Origin of the sequence: Photobacterium sp. J15 (assembly GCF_963870815.1) — a bacterium.
GTDB classification, from domain to species: domain Bacteria; phylum Pseudomonadota; class Gammaproteobacteria; order Enterobacterales; family Vibrionaceae; genus Photobacterium; species Photobacterium marinum.
In genome coordinates this window covers 2339530-2361092 of sequence record NZ_CAWMUI010000001.1, presented here as the reverse complement: position 1 = coordinate 2361092, position 21563 = coordinate 2339530, and the positions used below count along the sequence as shown (strand labels likewise).

General features: G+C 45.8%; 18 protein-coding genes. 7 read left to right on the top strand and 11 right to left on the bottom strand.

Translation table 11 applies throughout. The features are described from left to right. Nucleotides 1-185 precede the first annotated feature (185 nt). Together AACQ93_RS10725 and AACQ93_RS10720 are read left to right on the top strand one after the other, a co-directional pair. Entirely contained in the window at nt 186-857 is a 672-nt protein-coding gene (locus tag AACQ93_RS10725; protein ID WP_064604877.1) for a hypothetical protein, read from the top strand. Nucleotides 858-993: 136 nt separating this feature from the next. After that, nucleotides 994-1182 carry a DUF4250 domain-containing protein gene (locus tag AACQ93_RS10720; protein ID WP_007466859.1) on the top strand — a complete coding sequence of 63 codons (189 nt, stop codon included), beginning with the start codon at nt 994-996 and terminating at the stop codon, nt 1180-1182. Between the two features lie 60 nt (nt 1183-1242). Here the strand turns inward: AACQ93_RS10720 and metR are convergent, their stop codons facing one another. Then, nucleotides 1243-2154 carry an HTH-type transcriptional regulator MetR gene (gene metR / locus AACQ93_RS10715; RefSeq protein WP_007466857.1) on the bottom strand — a complete coding sequence of 304 codons (912 nt, stop codon included), beginning with the start codon at nt 2152-2154 and terminating at the stop codon, nt 1243-1245. Between the two features lie 276 nt (nt 2155-2430). On the opposite strand from metR, the gene metE reads away from it, so the two are divergent. Next, nucleotides 2431-4743, top strand: coding sequence for a 5-methyltetrahydropteroyltriglutamate--homocysteine S-methyltransferase (gene metE, locus AACQ93_RS10710; RefSeq protein ID WP_064604874.1), 2313 nt, complete (start codon nt 2431-2433; stop codon nt 4741-4743). Between the two features lie 116 nt (nt 4744-4859). Here the strand turns inward: metE and AACQ93_RS10705 are convergent, their stop codons facing one another. The 5 genes from AACQ93_RS10705 to AACQ93_RS10685 all read right to left on the bottom strand — a co-directional run bounded on the left by AACQ93_RS10705 (nt 4860) and on the right by AACQ93_RS10685 (nt 12180). Continuing rightward, complete coding sequence (locus tag AACQ93_RS10705; RefSeq protein WP_064604872.1) at nt 4860-5294, bottom strand: META domain-containing protein; 435 nt, start codon at nt 5292-5294, stop codon at nt 4860-4862. A gap of 309 nt (nt 5295-5603) precedes the next feature. Next, complete coding sequence (locus tag AACQ93_RS10700) at nt 5604-7223, bottom strand: mechanosensitive ion channel family protein (protein ID WP_064604870.1); 1620 nt, start codon at nt 7221-7223, stop codon at nt 5604-5606. 74 nt (nt 7224-7297) lie between these two features. Next, nucleotides 7298-7675 carry a hypothetical protein gene (locus AACQ93_RS10695; RefSeq protein WP_064604868.1) on the bottom strand — a complete coding sequence of 126 codons (378 nt, stop codon included), beginning with the start codon at nt 7673-7675 and terminating at the stop codon, nt 7298-7300. A gap of 242 nt (nt 7676-7917) precedes the next feature. Next, a complete protein-coding gene (locus tag AACQ93_RS10690) occupies nt 7918-11034 on the bottom strand; it encodes an efflux RND transporter permease subunit (protein WP_064604866.1) in 3117 nt (1038 codons plus the stop codon). Between the two features lie 3 nt (nt 11035-11037). After that, entirely contained in the window at nt 11038-12180 is a 1143-nt protein-coding gene (locus tag AACQ93_RS10685) for an efflux RND transporter periplasmic adaptor subunit (RefSeq protein ID WP_198160122.1), read from the bottom strand. 159 nt (nt 12181-12339) lie between these two features. Between AACQ93_RS10685 and AACQ93_RS10680 the strand changes: the two genes are divergently transcribed. Both AACQ93_RS10680 and AACQ93_RS10675 read left to right on the top strand, forming a co-directional pair. Beyond that, on the top strand, nt 12340-13269 hold the full coding sequence (locus AACQ93_RS10680; protein WP_064604864.1) for a LysR family transcriptional regulator: 930 nt from the start codon (nt 12340-12342) through the stop codon (nt 13267-13269). 311 nt (nt 13270-13580) lie between these two features. Further along, nucleotides 13581-14240 (top strand): hypothetical protein, encoded by a 660-nt coding sequence (locus AACQ93_RS10675; protein WP_157097558.1) that lies wholly within the window; start codon nt 13581-13583, stop codon nt 14238-14240. Nucleotides 14241-14362: 122 nt separating this feature from the next. Here AACQ93_RS10675 and pstB read toward each other — a convergent pair whose 3' ends face one another. The 4 genes from pstB to AACQ93_RS10655 form a co-directional block, all read right to left on the bottom strand. Continuing rightward, nucleotides 14363-15112 carry a phosphate ABC transporter ATP-binding protein PstB gene (gene pstB, locus AACQ93_RS10670; protein WP_036800320.1) on the bottom strand — a complete coding sequence of 250 codons (750 nt, stop codon included), beginning with the start codon at nt 15110-15112 and terminating at the stop codon, nt 14363-14365. Between the two features lie 20 nt (nt 15113-15132). Next, complete coding sequence (gene pstA / locus AACQ93_RS10665; RefSeq protein ID WP_007466840.1) at nt 15133-15999, bottom strand: phosphate ABC transporter permease PstA; 867 nt, start codon at nt 15997-15999, stop codon at nt 15133-15135. A gap of 5 nt (nt 16000-16004) precedes the next feature. Then, nucleotides 16005-16916, bottom strand: coding sequence for a phosphate ABC transporter permease subunit PstC (gene pstC, locus AACQ93_RS10660; RefSeq protein WP_064606639.1), 912 nt, complete (start codon nt 16914-16916; stop codon nt 16005-16007). Nucleotides 16917-17021: 105 nt separating this feature from the next. Then, nucleotides 17022-17840: a phosphate ABC transporter substrate-binding protein gene (locus AACQ93_RS10655; protein ID WP_064604860.1), complete on the bottom strand. Its 819-nt coding sequence runs from the start codon at nt 17838-17840 to the stop codon at nt 17022-17024. 370 nt (nt 17841-18210) lie between these two features. Here AACQ93_RS10655 and AACQ93_RS10650 point away from each other — a divergent pair, with 370 nt between their 5' ends. Together AACQ93_RS10650 and AACQ93_RS10645 are read left to right on the top strand one after the other, a co-directional pair. Then, the gene (locus AACQ93_RS10650) at nt 18211-19839 is read left to right on the top strand and encodes a methyl-accepting chemotaxis protein (protein WP_064604858.1); all 1629 of its coding nucleotides are present in this window, start codon (nt 18211-18213) and stop codon (nt 19837-19839) included. Between the two features lie 102 nt (nt 19840-19941). Then, on the top strand, nt 19942-20862 hold the full coding sequence (locus AACQ93_RS10645) for a LysR family transcriptional regulator (protein WP_064604856.1): 921 nt from the start codon (nt 19942-19944) through the stop codon (nt 20860-20862). 104 nt (nt 20863-20966) lie between these two features. Here AACQ93_RS10645 and AACQ93_RS10640 read toward each other — a convergent pair whose 3' ends face one another. After that, complete coding sequence (locus AACQ93_RS10640; RefSeq protein WP_036800317.1) at nt 20967-21407, bottom strand: c-type cytochrome; 441 nt, start codon at nt 21405-21407, stop codon at nt 20967-20969. Nucleotides 21408-21563 lie beyond the last annotated feature (156 nt).

Below are 21563 nucleotides of genomic sequence, written 5' to 3'. Positions count from 1 at the left end.
GTTTTCGTGATAATGAAGTGTTAAATCAATTGGATTTTCTAATGGTATTCATCAGATAAATTAATGGGAAGATTCATTCATCTTTTACCTCCAGGCCCAATAAGGGCTAGCGATGGTGATTGGCTGTGCATTGCAGACCGATCTTGGTATGATCCGGGCCCGTTTTATTTAACTCAGGTTTACATATGTTTTCAGGTTATTTGCCGCTTTTAATCCCGGCATTGCTGGGCGCTCAATTGATTCTGACGCTGGTGCTTACAAAAGGTGAAATTTGCCCGGGTCAGCGTGGCAGGGTCCATAAAACATTGCCTGTTATTTTGGTCGGGTGGGTGCTGGTGGTGATTAGTCAGCCTGTTGCTTTGCTGCCTCTGCTGACGCTGGCATTTTTTGCATTCAAGGTGAAGACCGGCAAGACGCGTGATGCGGGGCCAATCAAGGTGCTTTATGCTTCTGACGCTCTGGCATTTTTGAGTTGGGTAATGTTGCTTCCAGCAATGTCATTGCCTCAGATTGGCCTGAGTTTTATGGCTGTTGCACTGTTCGGTGCTTTGTTGGCACATCTGCTTCTGACCCAGGCTCGTACTCGTTTGCAAGCTTTTCACCGTCTTTTGCCTTTTAGTGGTTTTGTCAGTGCGATCCTGAGTGTATTGATGATGCTTTTGCTGCTGAGCGGCCTTGAGGAACAGACGATAACTGCGATGACAGGCGATGTTGTTGCTGCGCTGGCCTTATTAGTGTTGTCTCTGTTGGTCTGGAGTGGCCATATCTTGTTGACTAAAACTGTTAATCGTTGGCAATTACTTGTCGCAACTGTGTTGCTGACATCATCCGGTGTGATGCAGATGGCGATGTTCTGATTCATTTCGCCAAATCGATATTTTGTGATGAGCCCTTCCAATCGGAAGGGCTTTTTTTCGCAGGTTACTGTGGAATAGCTATGCTTAATTTGAGCAAGTGACCAACTGAGCAATGTACGAGATGTAAGGGGTTAGTATGGAAATTAGTAATCTGCTTAAAATGGATGGCAATATTGTCCTCGGCATTATTAATGAAAAACTTCGCCTCGAGTGCGACACAATTGATGATCTGGTAAGCCGCTACGAACTCGATTCTGAAGAACTGAATAATAAAATGGCCGAATTGGGTTATCGTTACGATCCGATCACCAATCAGTTCAGATAAAATCTGATAAGCGATGAAAAGAGTTACATAAAGCCGCCTTGATCTGGTGTTGGCTTCAGATCAGGCGGCTTTAATTCCTTCCAAATGAGTTTGGCACTGCTGTTTTGCTGTGGCAAAAAATGCTTGTAGGTAATGTCGGTCTCTTTCCGATGAGCGGATTGCGGCAAACAGCCTGCGCCAAAGCCCGTCACCCAATGGTTTACTGACAATCAGCCCTTGCCGGGCAAAATCATAGATAGCCCAGTTGGGCAGGGCGGCAACGCCCAATCCCGCAGAAACCATTTGCACCAGCATCAATGTATTGTCGGCCTGTTTCCAGTTAACCGGTTCTATCTCAGCTGGTTGAAGGAAATGCTTCACCACATCAAGGCGACTTTTTTGTACCGGATAGCTGAGCATAGTTTGATCCGCAAGATCCTCAGGAGAGATGTAATCTTTGTCAGCCAGTGGTGACTGAGGTGAAACCACCAGCCGCATTTCGAAATCGAACAGAGGTTCAAAGTGAATTTCACTGCGCGGCTGAATATCGGATGTGATCACCAAATCAAGTTCTCCAGCACTCAGTGCCGGTAGCGGTTCGAAGCCGAAACCTGACGAGAAATCCAGTGTTACGCTGGGCCAGTTGATTTGGTATTCCTTGAGGGCGGGCATCAGCCACTGGAAACAGGAGTGACATTCAATGGCCATATGCAGGCGACCGTTAGCATCTTCTTTCAGGCTGGCGAGCTCATATTCGGCTCTGGCAATACGCGGAATCAGTTCGTCGGCCAGGCGCAGCAGAATTTCACCTTCAGCAGTAAATTTTACCGGACGGGTTTTGCGCAGGAACAGCTGGCCGCCAAGGCGTTGTTCCAGATCTTTCAGCTGGTGGGAAAGGGCGGATTGAGTCAGGCACAGTGTGTTAGCTGTTGCTGTCAGTGAGCCGGTATCTCTGAGTACGGATAATGTTCTTAAGTGTTTTATCTCAATCATCGCTGTTGTGCTGTCCTTATCACTGTTTATTTCTATATCCCTGTAAAAACAGGTGGTTTTAAACTTTTCCTTCACACCTGGCTACTCAGAAACTGTTTTTCAATGTAACTGTTAATTTTGGATGTGTAAACATCTGGACGTCTATTTGGTTTTTAAAAATGCAAGCTCTTGTATATGAGTTTTATTCATAATCAATGTGAATGATAAGAAATTGTTCACATCAGAGCCTTCCGTCATTGTTGAAGCATCAACACTTACAGGATGTGAGAAAGAACAATGACAACACAAACCGCTAAAACAAAGACACATATTCTCGGTTATCCACGTATTGGCAGTCAGCGTGAATTGAAATTTGCTCAGGAGAAGTATTGGCGAGGCGAAATTGGTCAGCAAGAGCTGAAGGAAGTCGGTAGTCTGCTTCGCTACCGTCACTGGGGAGAGCAGGTCGGTGCTGGGCTGGACTATGTCTCGGTCGGTGACTTTGCCTGGTACGATCATGTTTTGGGTACCAGCATGTTGTTAGGGCATATCCCAAAGCGTCATGACAACGGTTTTCCAGACCTTGATACCCTGTTTCGTGTCGCAAGGGGCAGGGCTCCAACAGGTTGCGCATGTGCCGCTTCAGATATGACCAAGTGGTTTAATACCAATTATCACTACATAGTGCCGGAATTTACCGCAGACGATCAGTTCAACGTCAGCTGGCAACAGCTGTTCGAAGAGGTCACCGAGGCCAAACAAGCCGGTCATCAAGTTAAGCCGGTATTGTTAGGGCCTGTATCCTACCTATGGCTGGGCAAAGAGAAAGAGCAGGGGTTTGACCGTTTATCACTGTTACCGCGATTGCTAACGGCCTATCAGAAAATTCTGGCCAAACTGGCTGCTCTGGGCGTTGAATGGGTGCAGATTGACGAGCCGGTTCTGACGCTTGAGTTGCCGAAAAACTGGGTAGAATCTTTCAGGTTGGCGTATCAGGTGCTTCATGGTAGTCCCAAGCTGCTGTTGACCACATACTTTGATGATATCACTCATCATCTGGATAAAATCGTTGAGCTGAATGTAGATGGCCTGCATGTTGACTTGTCCGCCTCACCTGAGCAACTTGAAGCTGTTGTCGCTCAGCTTCCGGAGCAATGGGTGCTTTCTGCCGGGGTGATTAACGGGCGTAATGTCTGGCGGGCAGATCTGGCAAAGCTGCTTGGAATTCTTGAACCGGTGAAATCTAAGCTGGGAACGCGCTTGTGGCTGGCAAGCTCATGCTCATTACTTCACAGCCCGATGGATTTGGAGCTGGAAACCGATCTTAACCCTGAAGTGCGCCAATGGTTGGCTTTTGCCAAACAGAAATGCCGAGAGATTTCTCTGTTGGGTCAGGCACTGGATGGTTGTGAGGCTTCCCGTTCCGAATGTATTCATTACAGCGCACCGATTAAGGCAAGGGTCAACAGTGCTTTTGTGAATAACCCGGATGTTCGTCAGCGAACATTAGCTATTTCACCGATATTTGCCGAGCGTAAGGCGCCTTATTCCGAGCGAGCACGGTTACAACGATCAGCTCTGGATTTACCCTTGTTGCCGACAACGACGATTGGTTCGTTCCCGCAAACGGATGAAATCCGTGTTCAGCGTCGTGACTTCAAAGCGGGAAGGTTGGCTGAAGCAGACTATAATACGGCACTGAAAGGCCATATCACGGACGCCATAAAACGCCAGGAAGCATTAGATCTGGATGTGTTGGTTCATGGTGAGGCAGAGCGAAATGACATGGTGGAATATTTCGCTGAGTTGCTGGAGGGCTTTGCTGTTACTCGTTTTGGCTGGGTGCAGAGTTATGGCTCACGTTGTGTGAAACCCGCGGTAATTGTATCTGATATCTATCGTGCGAAGCCGATGACGGTTGAATGGGCGACTTATGCCCAATCTCTTACTGACAAGCTGGTGAAAGGTATGCTAACCGGGCCGGTGACGATTCTTGGCTGGACATTCCCGCGTGAAGACTTAACCCGTGAAGAGATTGCGAATCAGATTGCGCTGGCACTGCGTGATGAAGTTGCTGATTTGCAGGCTGCCGGAATTAAAGTTATCCAGATTGATGAGCCAGCTATTCGAGAAGGCCTCCCGCTTAAAGCCAGCCAGTGGCAGGCTTATCTGAACTGGGCCGTTAATGCCTTTAAGATTGCTGCGGCAAGTGCTGATCCGGAGACACAAATCCATACCCATATGTGTTACAGCGAATTCAACGACATTATTGAGTCGGTGGCAGCACTGGATGCCGATGTGATTACCATAGAAACATCTCGTTCGGATATGGAGTTGCTGAAAGCATTTGAAGAGTTTGATTACCCGAATGAGATTGGCCCTGGGGTTTACGACATCCATTCCCCGAATATCCCAGAAGTTGAGCATATCGAAAAGCTGGTGGAGAAGGCTGAATCGTTAATTCCGGTTGAACGTTTATGGATTAATCCGGATTGTGGCCTTAAAACCCGTAACTGGGAAGAAACAGAGGCTGCGTTAAAGAATCTGGTGACAGCGGCGAAACAGCTGCGTGAGCGATACGTTGCGAATGTACGGGTGAAAACGGGTTAACATTAAGTCGCCAATTCAGCGAGCCGCAATTAAACAAAAAGAGCGCCACTGGCGCTCTTTTCCGTGAACATAACGCTATAGCCAAAGAATTGTTTGATGGCTATTTCAGTGGGCGATTACTGCTCTACTGTCCGCTGGAAAGTCAGGCTGTGAGTAGCGTTTGTCAGCGTCAGCTCGTTGCCTGAGATGGATGCATCGCTCCATTCGGTTAACGTGCGGCTCATTAGCTGTTCCATTTTCATTGCCGGCTCCGGACAGGCCATCATGGTCATGCCCATTTTTTCAATGCGGAGCTTGCTGTCTTTCAGTTCAGCCTGACCGAAATAGCGGTTACAGCCTGAGTGACCGTGTGCAGACATATCCTGGCTTAGCTCCAGGTTTGGAGCGCGGAACGGTTCTGGCAGGTCAATGGCTTTGTTATCAACTTTTGTCAGTACCCAGTTGTGGGTAACAAGATCAGATTCGGCTACCATGTCGGAATTGTCACTGTCGAATGCACATGCAGCAAGAATAGCGGGTAGGGCTAGTACGGCCAGAAAACGTTTTTTCATAGTATGATTTCCTGAGTATGTTTTTTATCCGGTCGCATTCGAGCATAAGTTTGCTGAATAGGGCGTAAACAACTTATCGGCTCTGATGCGCATGTTTTTATTGCTGCTGTCTTGTTGCAGCTGTTTTGTTGCGGTATTGCTTTTGATTCAGGGTGATGGTTTCAATTAATTGCTTTCCGTCACTCTATATCAGCGAAGCTTGTTGTTTGTTGAACGAGAAACACGCAATAAATAACAAAGCTTTTTCTATAGTTTGCCAACATGAGTACTTAATCATGTTAGACGGATGTCATATCTTAACTTAAGTGATTACTCTGGTTGATTTTTAACCATGTGCAGGTGAACGTCCTGTTGTGGGAACGGGATCGAAATACCTTCTTTATCGAAACGTAACTTAACCTCTCGGGTTATATCCCAGTACACATCCCAGTAATCATCGGTTTTCACCCAAGGACGGACAATAAAGTCAACTGATGAGGTGTTAAGCGTATGAAGTTTGATAGTTTTTTCCGGTGAGCGCAATACCGCCGGGTGAGCATCAACGATTTCATTCAGCACGCGTTCAGCATGTTCAACACTGTCGCTGTAACCGATACCAAACACCATATCAACGCGTCTGACTCGTTCATGGGTAACATTCTTGATGGTATCGCCCCAAATCTTGCTGTTAGGGACGATCAGTATCTGGTTATCGAATGTTTTGATGGTAGTGCTGACAAGGCTCATGTGGCTGACCTTCCCTGAAACACTTCCGGCTTCAACAAAATCCCCGACATCAAACGGGCGGTATATCAGTAGCATCATGCCGGATGCAAAATTTGACAGGGTATCCTGCAAAGCGAAACCGATGATGATACCGGCGACCCCGAAACCGGTCAGGATAGGGGTTAAGTCGAGACCGATTTGAGACAGGGCGATCATTAAGCCGATAATGAAAACACCCTTGCCGGACATCGAAATGAAAAAGTCCTGCATCAATTTAGACATACGCAGGTTAGGTGAGGCAACGGCTCTGGCTACCATCTTACGGCTCAGGTTCTTCAGGATATTGAAGATAAAAATGATCAGGCCGAAGACGAAGAGTTTGAACAGAACCTGAGGTGTATTGTCCAGCAGCCATTGGCCGACATTGCCTGCCCAGGTGGAAAGCAGAGCGATAAGTACTTTCGGGTTCAGTATATCGTCAGTCAGGTTGCCTGTAGTTTGAAAAATTTGTTGGGTGTAGGCTGTGGTATCGATATCCATTTTGTTTGCCAGCTCAACCAGAAAATTCAGGTTGTCGATATCACTGGCAAGGTTTCTCTGCGCCAACAGATGAAGGATTTGAAGCGACGGTTTTTCTGCTTCCGAAGCGGCTTTGAGCTGTTTTGACAACATCTTCTCTTGCTGGCTGTCAAAAGTAAGCGAAGCCGACATAAACTCAAGTCGGTGCTCAATGTCTTTAATGAGTTCAGCCTGACGCTTTGGATCTGGTATTCCTAGTGTTTCCAGCCATTTGTAGTTGACCCACTGTTGACCGAGCATTTCAGTGTAAAAGCGTCGGGCCTCATCCAGACGTTTTTGCACCATCAGCTTTTCTTCCTGTCCGGCTTCATCCAGCTTTTTCTCTTCAGCCGTAATTTTTTCGCCAAGGAATTTTGAGGCGCGGGAAATAAAGGAGACTTGCTGCTTTACGTATTTTGTTAGCAGTGGTGTGGTTTCGTCGGTGCGACTGTCAATGAGATCTTTCAGAACAGCTCGCAGCTGATTGTTTTTATTAAGCAACTGCATGTCGATGACATTTCTGGCTGAGCCAGTTTTGGTAAGAGATTCCTGGTAAAGAGTGGCAATCTCCTGCTCAAGGTTACTTAACTTTTGTGAGAGTTCATCACTTGGTTGTGCCATGACTAACGATGACATCAGCAGTAAAACAATCATCACTATACGCATGTTACAGCTTACTCCGGCTAACAGTTTGTTCTGCAAATAAAAACATTATGACAGTTATAGGGGATTATGGAGAGTTAGTCTAAGTCTTGCTGACATAAAAAGTTGTGATTGTGAAACTGACAGCACCAGTCGGGAAGTTTTATTTCTTGATTTAATATGACGGTCATTTTCTGAGGATGGTGATGTAAGACATGAAAGAGTGTCTCGTAATGCTCACGATCACAGATAAGACTATCGCATGCAGAGGCGGCAATAGTTTCAGCCATTAATTGGGTGTTGATTCTGTTAGCTTTGCCAAAAGAAGATAGTCCTTTGACATGACAGTAAGTGAGCAACTGCTTTGCCAGTGGAGGTGAGGACTGAAGGATACCGACCAGTTTAGGCCGTGCTTTCATTGTGCTCAATAATTCAATCCATGATGCTGCCTGTCTGATTTGCTGACATTTTTGCACGCTTTGTCCCTCCTGATTCCGTTAATGATGTACCAGTCCAGAGTTCGCTGGATGGTATCAGTCTTGATGAAACGCTGTTTTATTTTATTGAGGGGTTATTGAGAAATGTCATTACAAGGTTAAATTTGACAAAAAAAGCCCATACCGAACGGTATGGGCAAATAGCGAGTGTTAACAGTTTTATTTGCAATTGCAAGGTGTGTCAAAGCGACACGACAAGTCAGTACTAAGTTTTCTTAACCTTAGCTGGCAGTGAATGTGGTTTCGCCTGTTGATGATGCTTCACCTTGCTTAACCGGGATTCGGAAAAGAATGGTGTAGCACACCGGCAGAACAATCAAAGTAAGCAGGGTCGCAAAGCCCAGACCAAAGATGATAGTTACCGCCATGGCCTCGAAGAACGGGTCAAAGATCAGCGGGATCATCCCCAGCATGGTTGTGATTGCAGCCATACATACCGGTCTTACACGGCTGACTGAAGAATCAAATACTGCATCGTATGGTGATTTACCTGCATCCAGTTCAGCCTGAATCTGGTCAACCAGAACGATACCATTTTTAATGATCATACCGCTCAGGCTCAGCATCCCCAGGATTGCCATAAAGCTCAGTGGGGCGTTCAACAGCAGCAGACCAGCAGCAATACCGATGATAGCCAGCGGGACGTTGAACCAGATAACCAGTGGCTGGCGCACCGAGTTAAACAGCACCACGGTGATCAGGAACATTGCCAGGTAACCTATTGGCAGTGAACTGAAGATGCTGGCCTGGGCATCTCGTGAAGTTTCATATTCACCACCCCATTCCAGGCTGTAGCCATCCGGCAGAGGAATGTTCTCGATCTTGTCGCGGATCCGGCGGTGTACTGAGTCGGCGGTTTCCTCTGTGCCAAGAATTGGGTCAGCCAGCACAGTCAATACACGCTTACGGTCACGACGCATGATGATCGGGTTTTCCCACTCAGTATCAAATGATGAGATCAGTTGGGTAACCGGAACAAAGGTGTTGTTCTCCGGGCTCCAGACCTGAAGCTTCTGCAGGCTGTTGGCATCCAGTCGCTCTTGTTCCGGTGCGCGGGCCATGATTGGCATCAGGTGAGACTGCTCGCGGTAAGTACCAATGGTCATACCGCTGAAGTTGATCAACAGTGCGTTATCAAGATCCTGTTTGCTGATGCCTACCTCACGTGACTGAGCTAGGTTCAGTTGCGGGCGAACAACCGTAACCTGATTGCGCCAGTTGTGGCGAATGTTCTCTGCTGTTGGTTCTGCAATCATGACTTGCTCTGCCTGATAGGCCAGCTGACGCAGTACTTCAGGGGCTTCGCCGTAGAAACGTGCTTCAATCTTTGCTGCCGGAGACGGACCGTTTTCCAGATATTTCACGCGGAATTCAGCTTCCGGATAACTATCACGAAGGTGGGCGGTCAGCAATGGCATGCCGGTTTCCTGTTGTTCCAGGTCGTCCATCTCAATGATTAGCTGAGCATACGCCGCGTAACCTTTTTCTGGTACATAGGGCAGCACGAAACGCTGTGCACCTTGGCCGATAACAGAGGTCAGGTTTTTAAGGCCAACATTGTTTTGGGCCTCGTAGCTGAGAATGTCGTCTTCAATGGTGTTAATGAATGTTTCTGTACCGCGTACATCAGTACCTTCTGGCATCCACACATCTACAAAGAAAATTGGAGTGCTTGATGGCGGGAAGAAAACATTTTTCACATGACCCATACCGAAAACAGCAGCAACCAGCATTACCAATACCAGACCGATACTCGCTACGCGGAAACGCATTGCAGTCGTCAGCAGGGCACGGTACAGGTTGAAGAACCAGCCTTTATACAGATCTTCCTGCTCAGCTTCAGCATCATTGGCCTTACCATCTTTAAACAGCAGGTGACAGAAGAAAGGCGTAATTGTGATTGCTGTGATCCAACTGATAAACAGAGAAATAAGCAGAACCTGGAACAATGATGCACAGAACTCACCGGTTGCATCCTGAGACAGGCCAATAGGCGCAAAAGCAATAATTGCAATAATGGTTGCACCAAGCAGTGGCCATTGCGTCTGTTTGACGACCTGACCCGCCGCCTCAAAGCGGGTTTGTCCACGCTGAATGCCAATCAGGATACCTTCAGTAACAACAATGGCATTATCAACCAGCATCCCGAGGGCGATAATGAGTGCACCCAGGGAGATGATCTGTAACTGAATTCCCAGTACGTTCATTACAATGAATGTACCGAAAATGGTCAGCAGCAGCACTGCACCCATCAGCAAGCCGGAGCGAACTCCCATGAAAACAAGCAGTACTACGATAACGATGGCAACAGATTCTGCCAGGTTGATCAAAAAGCCTGTAACGGATTTCTCAACGACAGCTCCCTGGTCATAAACAGTATTCAGCGTCATGCCAACCGGTAGCTGTGATTCAAGCTCAGTGATTTTGGCAGAAATTGCTTTTGATACATCAACAACATTTACACCAGTGCTGAATGAAATACCCAGCGACAGGGCATCCTGACCCATGTTGTGATAAATGATGTTTGGTGTTTCTGTTGTCGTCTTGTAGACAGTTGCAATGTCACCAAGATAAACGAGGTCGGCACTGCCCGGAGGGCTGACCAGAAGGCGGTTCATTTCTGAAACATCATCGAACTCACCGGTTGGGTGAATACGGATGCGGTTTTGACCAATAAGCATCTTACCTGCGTTAGAAACCACATTCTGATTTTGAATCTGACTGTAAATGTAGTTCTGATCCAGACCTAGCGCGGTCAGTTTTTCCTGGCTAATTTCTACAACAACCTGCTCTTCAGGAGCACCGACTACGGAAACTTTTTTCACTCCATCTACCAGCACCAATTCACGGCGCAGATAATTGGCGTAGTTTTCCAGTTCACGATAGCTGTAGCCTTCGCCCTGAATATTCAGCAGGATGCCGAAAACATCGGAGAAATCATCGATGATTTGTGGCTGTACGGTACCCGGAGGTAGATCAGCAACAGTGTCATTGACCTTTCTGCGCAGCTCATCCCAGATTTGTGGCAGTTCACGGGCGTCGTAGCGGTCTTCCATTTCGACTTCGATTTGTGAAAGGCCTGCACTGTTAATCGATGTAATATGTTTGATTTGCTGCATTTGCTGGATAGCGTCTTCTAGCGGCAGCGTCACTTCTTCTTCTACCTGCTCAGGTGATGCTCCCGGGTATGGGGTAATTACCAAAGCCTGTTTGATCGTAAATTCAGGAAATTCAAGCTGACCCAGTCCACTAAATGAAACTGCACCGCCGATCAGCATCAACAGGACAAACATCCAGCTGATTACTTTGTTCTTAATACTGTAATGAGCAACATTCATGGATTAAACGCCTCGTTCCCAGCGCAGAGGTTTTACTTCCATGTTGTCTTTAACTGCCGTAGCTCCGACGGCAACAATTTGATCACCGATGTTCAGACCGGAAATCACTTCAACACCCGAACTGCGGATTTGACCAAGGGTTACAGTAACAGCTTCCAGCTTTTTACTGTCTGGCTGGTAACGCCACACCTTAGTTTCATTGCTATTGTCAGTGTGTACAATCGCTGTCATTGGTAATACAGCAACAGGCTGTTGTGCGCTGTTGAAAGATGACATATCCAGTAACAGTTCAGCGCTCATGCCCGGCAGGATATTCAGTTCTGCTGGTGGCGTGAGGGTAAATACCACTTCATAGGTCTGGCTGCCCGGACTTACTTTACTGGCATGCTCTTTATATTGAACAGGGTATACCGATGTTTTGCCTGTTGAGGTCATGGTCAGGTTAAAGCCATTTTCAAGTGCCAGCGTTTTTGGTGCCTGGAAGCGAACCATTGGTTTGAAGGCTTTATCGAATGATGCATCTTTTTTTAGCGACATCAGCAGTGATTCCGGAACTTGAATACTGACATCAACTTGCTTGTCGCCTTGCAGGGTAAGTACGACCTGAGTCGCCTGGACATTTTGGTGGTTGTCTAGGTGGACTTTTGCAACAGTACCAGAGAATGGTGCTTCAAGGCGTGTATATTCTAGCTGGTCACGAGCACTGTAGAGTGCAGCTTTCGCTGACTTCAGCGCAGCCTTAGCAGTATCGTATTCCGCTTTTGAGATCAGCTTGCGTTTGTAGATCTCTTCCTTACGTTTGAAGTCAACCGAAGCCAGATCATGATTGGCTTCAGCATTAAGTAGGGCGTTTTTTGCATCACGATTATCTAACTGCGCAAGCAGATCCCCTTTTTCTACATGTTGCCCTTCAGTCAGATTAAGTTTTTTCAATTCCCCATTGATACGAAATGCCAGATCAGCCTGTTGGCTGGCAGCAACTTTCGCCGGGAATGCGCGCAGGTTTTGAGCGACATTATCGTCAATTGTCATCAGCTTAACCGGGCGGACCACAGATGATTGTGTGACAGCACTTTCTGCTTCTCCACATCCGGTTAGCACGGTTGATATCATTATTGAAATAAGGCTGATTTGCGCCAGTTTCATTGTCGTTATTTCCTGTTGTGATATGACGAGCGAAAATATAACCTGTATCAAAGTTGCTAAAAACCGGACTATTTGGAATGCATTGTTCCAAATTTTGCAACAAAAAGAGGCCGGTTTTTTCTTTACAATGATGTAGTTTTTTGAACACACGGGTACAGGATGAAAACGGAAGATATAGAGCTATTCCATCGGGTTGTAGACGCTGGAAGCCTGATTCGGGCAGCGGAAATTTTTGACTTGCCAAAGTCTAATTTGAGTCGACGGATTAAAGCTCTGGAAGAAGAACTGAATATTCAGCTTTTCCAGCGGAATAACCGAGCTATGCAGCTAACTGAAGCCGGTGAGAAGTTCTATGAAAGGACGAAGACGATTCTGAATGACTTGGAGCAGAGTATTCAGGAAATTACTGCGCCAAGGTATGAAATTTCCGGACACTTACGGGTACAGCTGCTTCCATTGCCGAATATCGTGGAAATTGGCCGAATGATCTTCAAATTTATGGACCTGTACCCGAAGGTCAGTGTTGAAGTGCTTATGAGCTCTGAAGAGTCTAACCTGGTTGAAAATCATATTGATGTCGCTTTGCGGGTAGGGGATAAACTGGAAGACTCCAACCTGATTGCTCGTCCGCTTACATCATCGTCATTCGGGTATTATGCAACGCCGGAGTACATTGCTAAACATGGTAAGCCGACTACACCGGAGGAAATTAAAACCCATAACTTTATTCGCTATCGTTTCCCGAACGGACAGATTTTAAATGATTTGCCACTGGAAGGCAGAGAGCCTATTTCTGTATCAGGAAACCTGGTGATGAATAGCGTGCCGCTGATTATGGAGGCGTGTTTGCAAAATCGTGGAATAGTGTTCATTCCGGAGTTTTTAGCTGATTTTTATATTGAAAAAGGGATGTTGGTAAAATTACTCGAAAACCAGGATCCGGTGATGCGGCTTGGTTGGCTGGTATATCCGTCTCGTAAATATCTGTCGCTTACCGTCAGAACCTTTATCGATTTTATGCTGACAGAGCTTGAAAAAATGCCTATGTGTGAACATCTGGAAGCAGATGTCCGCGGAATGGCGGTGTAATTAAATAAATACAATAAAGAGTTTGCGAAGTTTATTTTGATTACTTTGCTTTAAATAAACTTTGCAAAAATTCCTTTTAAGAATAACTAGGCGCGAGGAATTATTTTATTTGTTAAAGTGGAAATTATTGATGCGTAAATATCACCCATAACGTTTAAGTCTAAGTCGTTTGATTGGTTAGGGGTGATTAATCTGGTGAATATCAGCTCTTGATTGAATTATGATTATGTATGGGTTTTCATACTTCTTTGTAAGCATAGAAGTATGGGGGTTTATAAAACAACGTCGTTCATTACAAATTATAATTCATCATGAAAAATACATTAAACCGTTTCAAATTACTCATCATATCTGCTTCAGTTTTGATTTTTTCTGGTTGTGCCAATGTAAATGACATGCCAATTCAGGAAAACGGTAATCACATTGACACTTCGGAAGAAAGTGTTTTGGTTGGGCGCCTTTCTATCAAGAATGTTAATGCACCGGATTATCAACCAGAATTGCTGACGATAATTACTAAAAAAGGCGAAGAATATTTTTCACACGTTAGTCCGGTACTGTTGGCAAGTAATGGAGAAAACGGAAAAGACTACTTTTTTAGTATGAAAGCAAAGCCGGGCAATATGGAACTAAAACATATTCGCTTTTTGAGTAATGGCTTTTTGATTCATGGAATGGGTGACCTGATTGTCAATCAGTCTGTTGATGTGCCGGAAGATCAGGTTGTATATATCGGTAACATTGACGCAGTGATTGTGCCGAGAGAAGAAGGACAGATGCGTGCAGGTCCGGTAATTCCACTGATTGACCAAGCTGTTACCGGCTTTTCTGATGGTACATATGAAGTAGAAATCAGCGATCAGTATGAAGATGATGTGCGTCTTCTTCTGAAAAAATATCCATATTTAAAAGACAAGAAGATTAGCAAGCAGATCTTGGCACCTTGGAAGGCTCCTGTGGTTGTCGAGTAGTAAGACAGCAATATTTTTTTTTAAAAAAAAGGCCCCCTCATTAAGAGGGGGCAATAATTACCATCGCTTTTATTATTCGCTTACAACGACTTTGAGCTGAGGAAGTTTTTCTTATTGGCTCATTAGCCGAAATCACCGTTTACGTAACCACGGGTGCGGTCATCGTGCGGGCTGTTAAACAGTGAATGAGTGTCATCGTGCTCAACCAGTTCACCCATCAGGAAGAAGGCCGTTCGGTCTGAGATACGACGCGCCTGTTGCATTGAGTGAGTAACGATCACGATAGTGAAGTCCTTTTTCAACGACTCCATCAAATCTTCAATTTTCTTGGTAGCAATTGGGTCAAGCGCAGAAGTCGGTTCGTCCATCAGGATCACTTCCGGTTCCATTGCAATGGTTCGGGCGATACACAAACGCTGCTGCTGGCCACCGGACAGACCGAATGCGTGAGACTTCAGGCGGTCTTTCACTTCATCCCACAGTGCTGCGCCGCGCAGTGATTTTTCAACCACGGCATCAAGACGTTTCTTGTCACTAATGCCCTGAGCTCGCAGGCCGTAAGCTACGTTTTCATAAATGCTCATCGGGAATGGGTTTGGCTTCTGGAATACCATGCCGACTTTGATGCGAAGCTGTGCAACATCGATGTTGCCATAAACATCTTCGCTGTCCATGGTTAGCTTGCCCTGGATTTTTACGCCTTCAATCAGGTCATTCATACGGTTCAGGCAGCGCAGCAGGGTAGATTTACCACAACCGGACGGGCCGATTAATGCGGTTACCTGACGGTTCGGGATTGGCAGACAGATTTTCTTCAGAGCCTGGTTTTCACCGTAGAACAGATCCAGGTTTTCAATTTCAAATTTGTTCATCATTTTCTCTTCCCCAAAAATTAGTAAGTCGCAGTGTTGAATCGGCTGGCGATAAGTTTGGTAATCATGTTAATCACAAGAACAATCACAATTAGGATGGTGGCGGTTGCGTATGCCTGATTCCATTCGTGAATGGTGTAGAGTTCCTGGGTCAACTTATACAGGTGAACGGTTAGCGTACGACCTGAGTCCAGCATGCTCTCAGGAATACGCGCCACCATACCTGCTGTCATGAATACCGGTGCAGATTCACCGATAACACGACCTACGCTGAGGATGATGGAGGTTACGATACCAGGCATCGCGCTTGGCAGAATAAGTCTCCAGATTGTGTAGATTTTTGAGGCACCCAAACCGTATGAACCTTCACGGTAGGTTTGTGGAACAGCCATTAAAGCTTCTTCTGTAGTACGGATGATAACCGGAAGAATCAGGATACTCAGTGTCAGTGCGCCTGACAGGATCGAGTAGCCGAAGCCCAGAACGACCACGAAGAAAGTCATACCGAACAGACCGTAGATAATCGACGGAATACCGGCAAGAGATTCAGTACAGAAGCGGATCACTTTAACCAGACGGCTACCGACTTTTGCATATTCAGTCAGATAGATAGCAGTCATGATACCCAGAGGTGCCGCAACGGCGATGGAAGCTGCAACCATATACAGGGTTGAAACAATCATCGGCCAGATACCCGATTCCTGACCAATTGTGGTGTAGTTGCTGGTGATGAAATCCCAATCAACGTGGGACAGGCCATTACTTAGGATGTACCAGACAACCCACAGCAGGAAACCAACCGTGATAGAGGCTGAAAGCCAGATTACGCTTAGTGCAATTTTATCTTTTAGTTGCTGCTTACCAGCATTCGTAGACTGTAAAGACATAGTGATTACCTCGCTCGCTCACGGTTCAGGTAAAGCAGAGCGGCATTTAGCGTCATGATGAAAATAAGCAAAACAATACCGGTGGCATAAAGTGCACTGGCGTGAATACCGGTTGCGTACGACATCTCAATGGCAATGTTCGCAGTCAGAGTGCGCGCTGAGTCCAGAAGACCCCGAGGCATAGCAGGGGAGTTACCCATCACCATGATGATGGCCATGGTTTCACCTAATGCACGGGCAACCCCCAGGATAACGCCAGTCATGATGCCTGAACGGGCTGCCGGAACGAGCAGTTTGAATACCGTAAACATATGTGACGCGCCCAGTGCCAGAGAGCCTTCTTTATAGCTCCGTGGTACTGCGCGGATAGATGTTTCTGAAACCGTGATAACGGTTGGCAGGATCATGACAGATAGCACAATGATACCTGCAAGGATTGTGTTACCAGCTGGTACCGAGAATACGTCCTGGATTAGTGGCACGATGATCACCAGACCGAAGAAACCGTATACAACTGAAGGGATACCAGCCAGCAGTTCAATCATCGGACGAATCAGGTTTGCCAGGCGCACCGGTGCAACTTCAGCAATAAAAATGGCAGTTAGTACACCGATTGGTACACCAAGCACAACCGCACCGGCTGTTGATACAACAGACGCTACGATCATCGGGGCAATACCGTAAAGGGCTGGCGGAAGCCAATCCATACCAAATACGATGCCTTCTACACCAGCCTGGGCAAAGGCGTCGAAACTTTCGCGGAAGATAAAGTAGCCGATAGTAATCAGCGACAAAATGCCAAGTGCGGCACTCGATAAAAATAGGTACTTAAAAAAAACTTCGCGCCAATCAGTCTTATTCTTGGTCTTTAGCGAAGGCCCTTTAGGCGGATTTTCTATGTTATTTGCGATGGTCATAATCTGTACTCCGATATTGATCAAGCTTTGGCTCATTCATATATCAGGGAATCAAGAAAATCCGGCCACCGTCATCGACGATGACCGGACAAAATATCAGCTAAATTATTTAACTGAGATGAAGCCTTTTTCTGTAACAATGTTTTGTGCTTGTGGAGTGTGAATCCACTTCAGAAATTCTAGTGCAGCTTTAGAAGGACGGCCTTCTTTATACACAACAAGGAATGGACGTTGTACGCTATATTCACCTGCTTTGATTGCTTCAACAGATGGTTTGTGGTTATCGATAGCCAATGGTTTAACTGAGTTATCTACTGACCCCAGAGAGATGTAACCGATAGCAAATGGGTTGTTCGCCACGATTGTTTTCAGCTGACCGTTACCGCTGGCAACCTGTGCGCGCTGAGAAATCGCAGAAACTTTAACACCGTTGATTTTCTTCTTCAGGCTCATGATGTCTTCGAAAGCGCCACGAGTACCAGATGCGGTATCACGGGTTGCAACTACGATTGGCTTGTTTTCACCGCCAACCTGATTCCAGTTAGTGACTTCACCTTTATAGATTTGAGAAACCTGCTCTTTAGTCAGGTTAGAGATGGGGTTGTTATTGTGAACAACAACGGCAATGCCGTCGCGAGCGATAACTACCTCTTTAATGTTGTCTGCTTTTTCAGATGATTTCAGGTCACGAGAACTCATACCAAGGTCAGAAGAACCGTCGTGTGCGGCACGGATACCAGCAGAAGAGCCCGGGCCCTGAACTTCAACAACAACATCGTGAGAGTTTGCATAGGTTTCACCAAGTACTTCCATGATAGGTGATACGGAGCTTGAGCCTACAACTGAAACAGTTTCATTTGCGACGGCAGTGTTAAATACCATTGAACCTGCAAGGGCTAGTGCACCAATAACCTGTGTTTTCATTTTCCTAATCCTTAAAAAGCTGGCCTTATTGCCAATAGGTTTGAATGAACGATAAAAAGGTTAGGAAAGTTTTATGACAATCATGTTTCAGAAGTTTGAACACTCTATGACGATGCAGATAAGTGCTTAATGATTGATCTATTTGTGGAAATGTTAACTTCGTAGGCTGTTCATAATTTAAACCAATGGAACTGTGTTTTTTATAAATCAAATGAATTGTTATTAACGATAAGTGCAAGATTTTTCAAAGAAAAACCGGCTGATAATTTTGTAGACATTTGTGTGATCCAGATCTATATTGTGCGCTCTTTAGTCAGTCTGAATTACCTACTGTATTTTTGCGGATACAAAAATTAAATTTGAGGCCAAAATGCAATTTTCATTGAAAAACTTATCCATTCGTTACCAGGTATTGATGCCTGTAATGTTAATGGTGGTAGTGCTCTTTACGACTTTGATGATCGCAAAAGGAAAACTTGATAACGAACAAGAAGTGATCGCTCAAAATACCGATGCCCTGGTTGAGTATAAGGATACACTGGCCAAAATTGATGATCGCGTTTATCCGCTGCGTATAAGTGCAGTGTACGCTATTTATGACCCTGCGCGCCGCGACAGTTTTAAAGGTGAACTGGCCAGTGCAGAAAAAGAAATTGCGCGTGATCTTAAATTGCTGGAGCAGGTCGATGCTTTCAGAAGTGCGGCTGACAATGTTCATTCGGCGATTCAGGACTACATTGCTTACTCTAATCGTGCGGTTGTTACCCTGAATCAGCACGACCGTGGTGAGCTGTCTGAACAGGAATTTAATAATTTCATCTCTAAATACCGTGCTGTCGGCAATCGTATGGTTGAGTCTATCAACGAGCTTTCGCAGCAGGTGAATTCATACTCTACCAATACGCTGGATCAGAGTGCTGAAAATAGCCGTAATATGATGAACAGCGCGACGTTCGCGATTCTGGCTGTATTTGCTATTGCTGTGCTTGTGGCCTGGTGGATGTCTGGTTTGGTGGTTAACCCGATCTTCAAACTTCAGTCTGTGATGCGTGATGTGGCGGCTGGTAACCTGCGTGTCAATGCTGAGCAGGACGGTACTAATGAAATTGCTCAGCTGAGCAGTGATGTAAACCGTACTGTCAAGCAGTTGCACCAGACGGTTGATGCACTAATCCGTATCAGTGAAGATGTGGCATCTGCTTCTACCGAACTAGCTGCGGTAATGACTCAGTCTGAAGCGAATGCTCAGCAGGAGCACAATGAGATTGATCAGGTTGCTTCTGCGGTTAACGAACTTTCAAGTACAGCTGAAAACGTCAGTGATAACGCAACTGCTGCGGATGCAATGGCTAAGCAGACTGATGAACTGGCTCGTGAAGGTTTGAGCATCTTCGAGCAAAGCAGTGCGGCAAGTGTTCAGATGAACAAGACTCTGACAGAAGCGGCAGACGTTGTAACTCGCCTGAAAGAGCAGTCTGAACAAATCAGCAAGGTTATTGAAGTTATCCAGGGTATTTCTGAGCAGACAAACCTTCTGGCTCTGAATGCTGCTATCGAAGCCGCTCGTGCGGGTGAATCCGGCCGTGGTTTTGCGGTAGTAGCCGATGAAGTACGTATGCTGGCAGCGCGTACCCAGTCGTCGACTCAGGAAATCCAGGCAATCATTGAAGAGTTGCAGTCACAGTCTAACCAGGCGAATGACAGCATGCAGAGCAGCCTGGAAATGCTTGAGCGTAATCAGGAACTGTCGAATCGTGCTAATGACGCATTGGTTGGTATCACAGAATCTGTAGTTCAAATCAGCGATATGAACACTCAGGTTGCAACAGCCGCAGAGCAACAGTCTCAGGTAACACAGGACATTAATCGCAATGTCACCAATATGTCGGAGATTGTGAATCAGAACGTTGCTGGTATTAGCCAGAGTGCGACGGCCAGTAATGAATTGTCGCAGCTTGCTGAGAAGCAGAAACAGCAGCTTTCTTTCTTTACAATTTAAGCTGAATTAAAATAGCTAAATAAGTGGAAAAAGACCTGTCCCTGACAGGTCTTTCTGTTTTCATATAAAGAAGAACATAAAAACCGAGGCCCGAAGGTATCCATGCTTAAAAAAGCACAGCAAATGGTTGTATTTAACGCTCTGACAAAACAGAAGAGCTTTACCCGTGCAGCACAGTTGCTAGATATTTCCAGAACCCAGGTTAGTAAGCAAATACAGCAGTTGGAAGAGAGGTTGGGGATACAGCTTGTTCAGCGTACAACACGTTCGTTTGCTCTGACCGAGGCCGGACGAAACTTTGCCGCTCATTGCGCCAATATCGTTGATGAAATTAATGAAGCGGAAAGTGAGTTACTGGTTGATTCAAATAGCCTTCATGGTTCATTACGTGTTGGTATTGCCCAGTCTTTTGCTTCGAACCATATCGGCCCATACATTAGTGAGTTCCATGAGCAATATCCGCAGCTTAATCTTGAAATGAGCCTGTTTGATCACCGCGTTGATCTTATTTCCGAACAGCTTGATTTATGGATTGGCATTATGGATACCCCTCCAGAAGGCTTTGTGGCCCGCCACTTGGTTGATTGCCAGTTTGTATTGGCTGCCAGCCCGGATTATTTGGCGAAGCATGGGGTGCCATACCATCCAAATGACTTGAAAGAACATAACTGTATTACCTATTACAGCCGGGAGCGTAAAGATACTTCCTGGAGCTTCAGTAAAGATGATGAAAACTTACAGGTTAAGGTAAGAGGTAATTATCGAGTGGATTCGGCTGATGCTATTCGTGATGCCACTTTGGCAGGGAATGGTATTGGTTACCTGGCGACGTATCTGCTGAAGAATGAGTTCAGGGAAGGGCGGTTGATTCGCTTAATTCCTGACTGGGAACCTAATCAGCATATGCCGTTATATGCGATTTATCCTCGCCATAAATTCTTGCCTGCTAAGGTAAAAGTGTTCATTGATTTTGTCCGTGAGCATATTGGAGAGCCTGCTTTCTGGGATCGGGAACTGATGTAGTTTGTAGCCAACCACTGGGTTATTGGTAAATAACGTTTAAAATTTGCCATTATTAGACGCAGGATCAGCACGAAGAAGCTGCAGCTTCTTCGTGCTTTTTTTTATCAGTGGTACATCAGATACTTAGTTTGGGTATATGGTTCAAGCTCATACTTGGATTCAAGGAAAGTGATTAAGTCCACTAACTGACCAACAGTCATCACATCATTGTAAACAGGCATCACGGATTGTCCTGAAATCTGAACATCTTTTAAGTTGTAACCTTTTGCAATCTGATGAGATGGGTTGATCACCGAAGTAACCAGTTCCGCGTACGTTTTCAGGCTCTGTACTTTCCCGCCCAGCTCGACCGAAAGCTGGTCTTCTGAATCTGCTGGTCTTTCAAAGCCTTCCATTGCATGACAGCTGAGACATTGCATTTCAAGAAATACCTGTTGGCCTTTGGCGGGATCGCCGGCAGGTAAGCTAAAACCTCGCGGACCGTCTTCACAGCCAGTGAGGCCGAACACAAAAAATATCATTGTTAGTATTAGATGTTTTTTCATGAAATCACTCCGTATTCGTACATTGCCAAGCTATTTATGAACATGCTGTTGAGTATCTTATTGACAAGTGTAGAGGATGATGAAAAAAGCATCGGCAAAATAGCCGTAAATTGAACAGGGCTAATAGTGTGATCATGGTCATCATTGTCACTTATG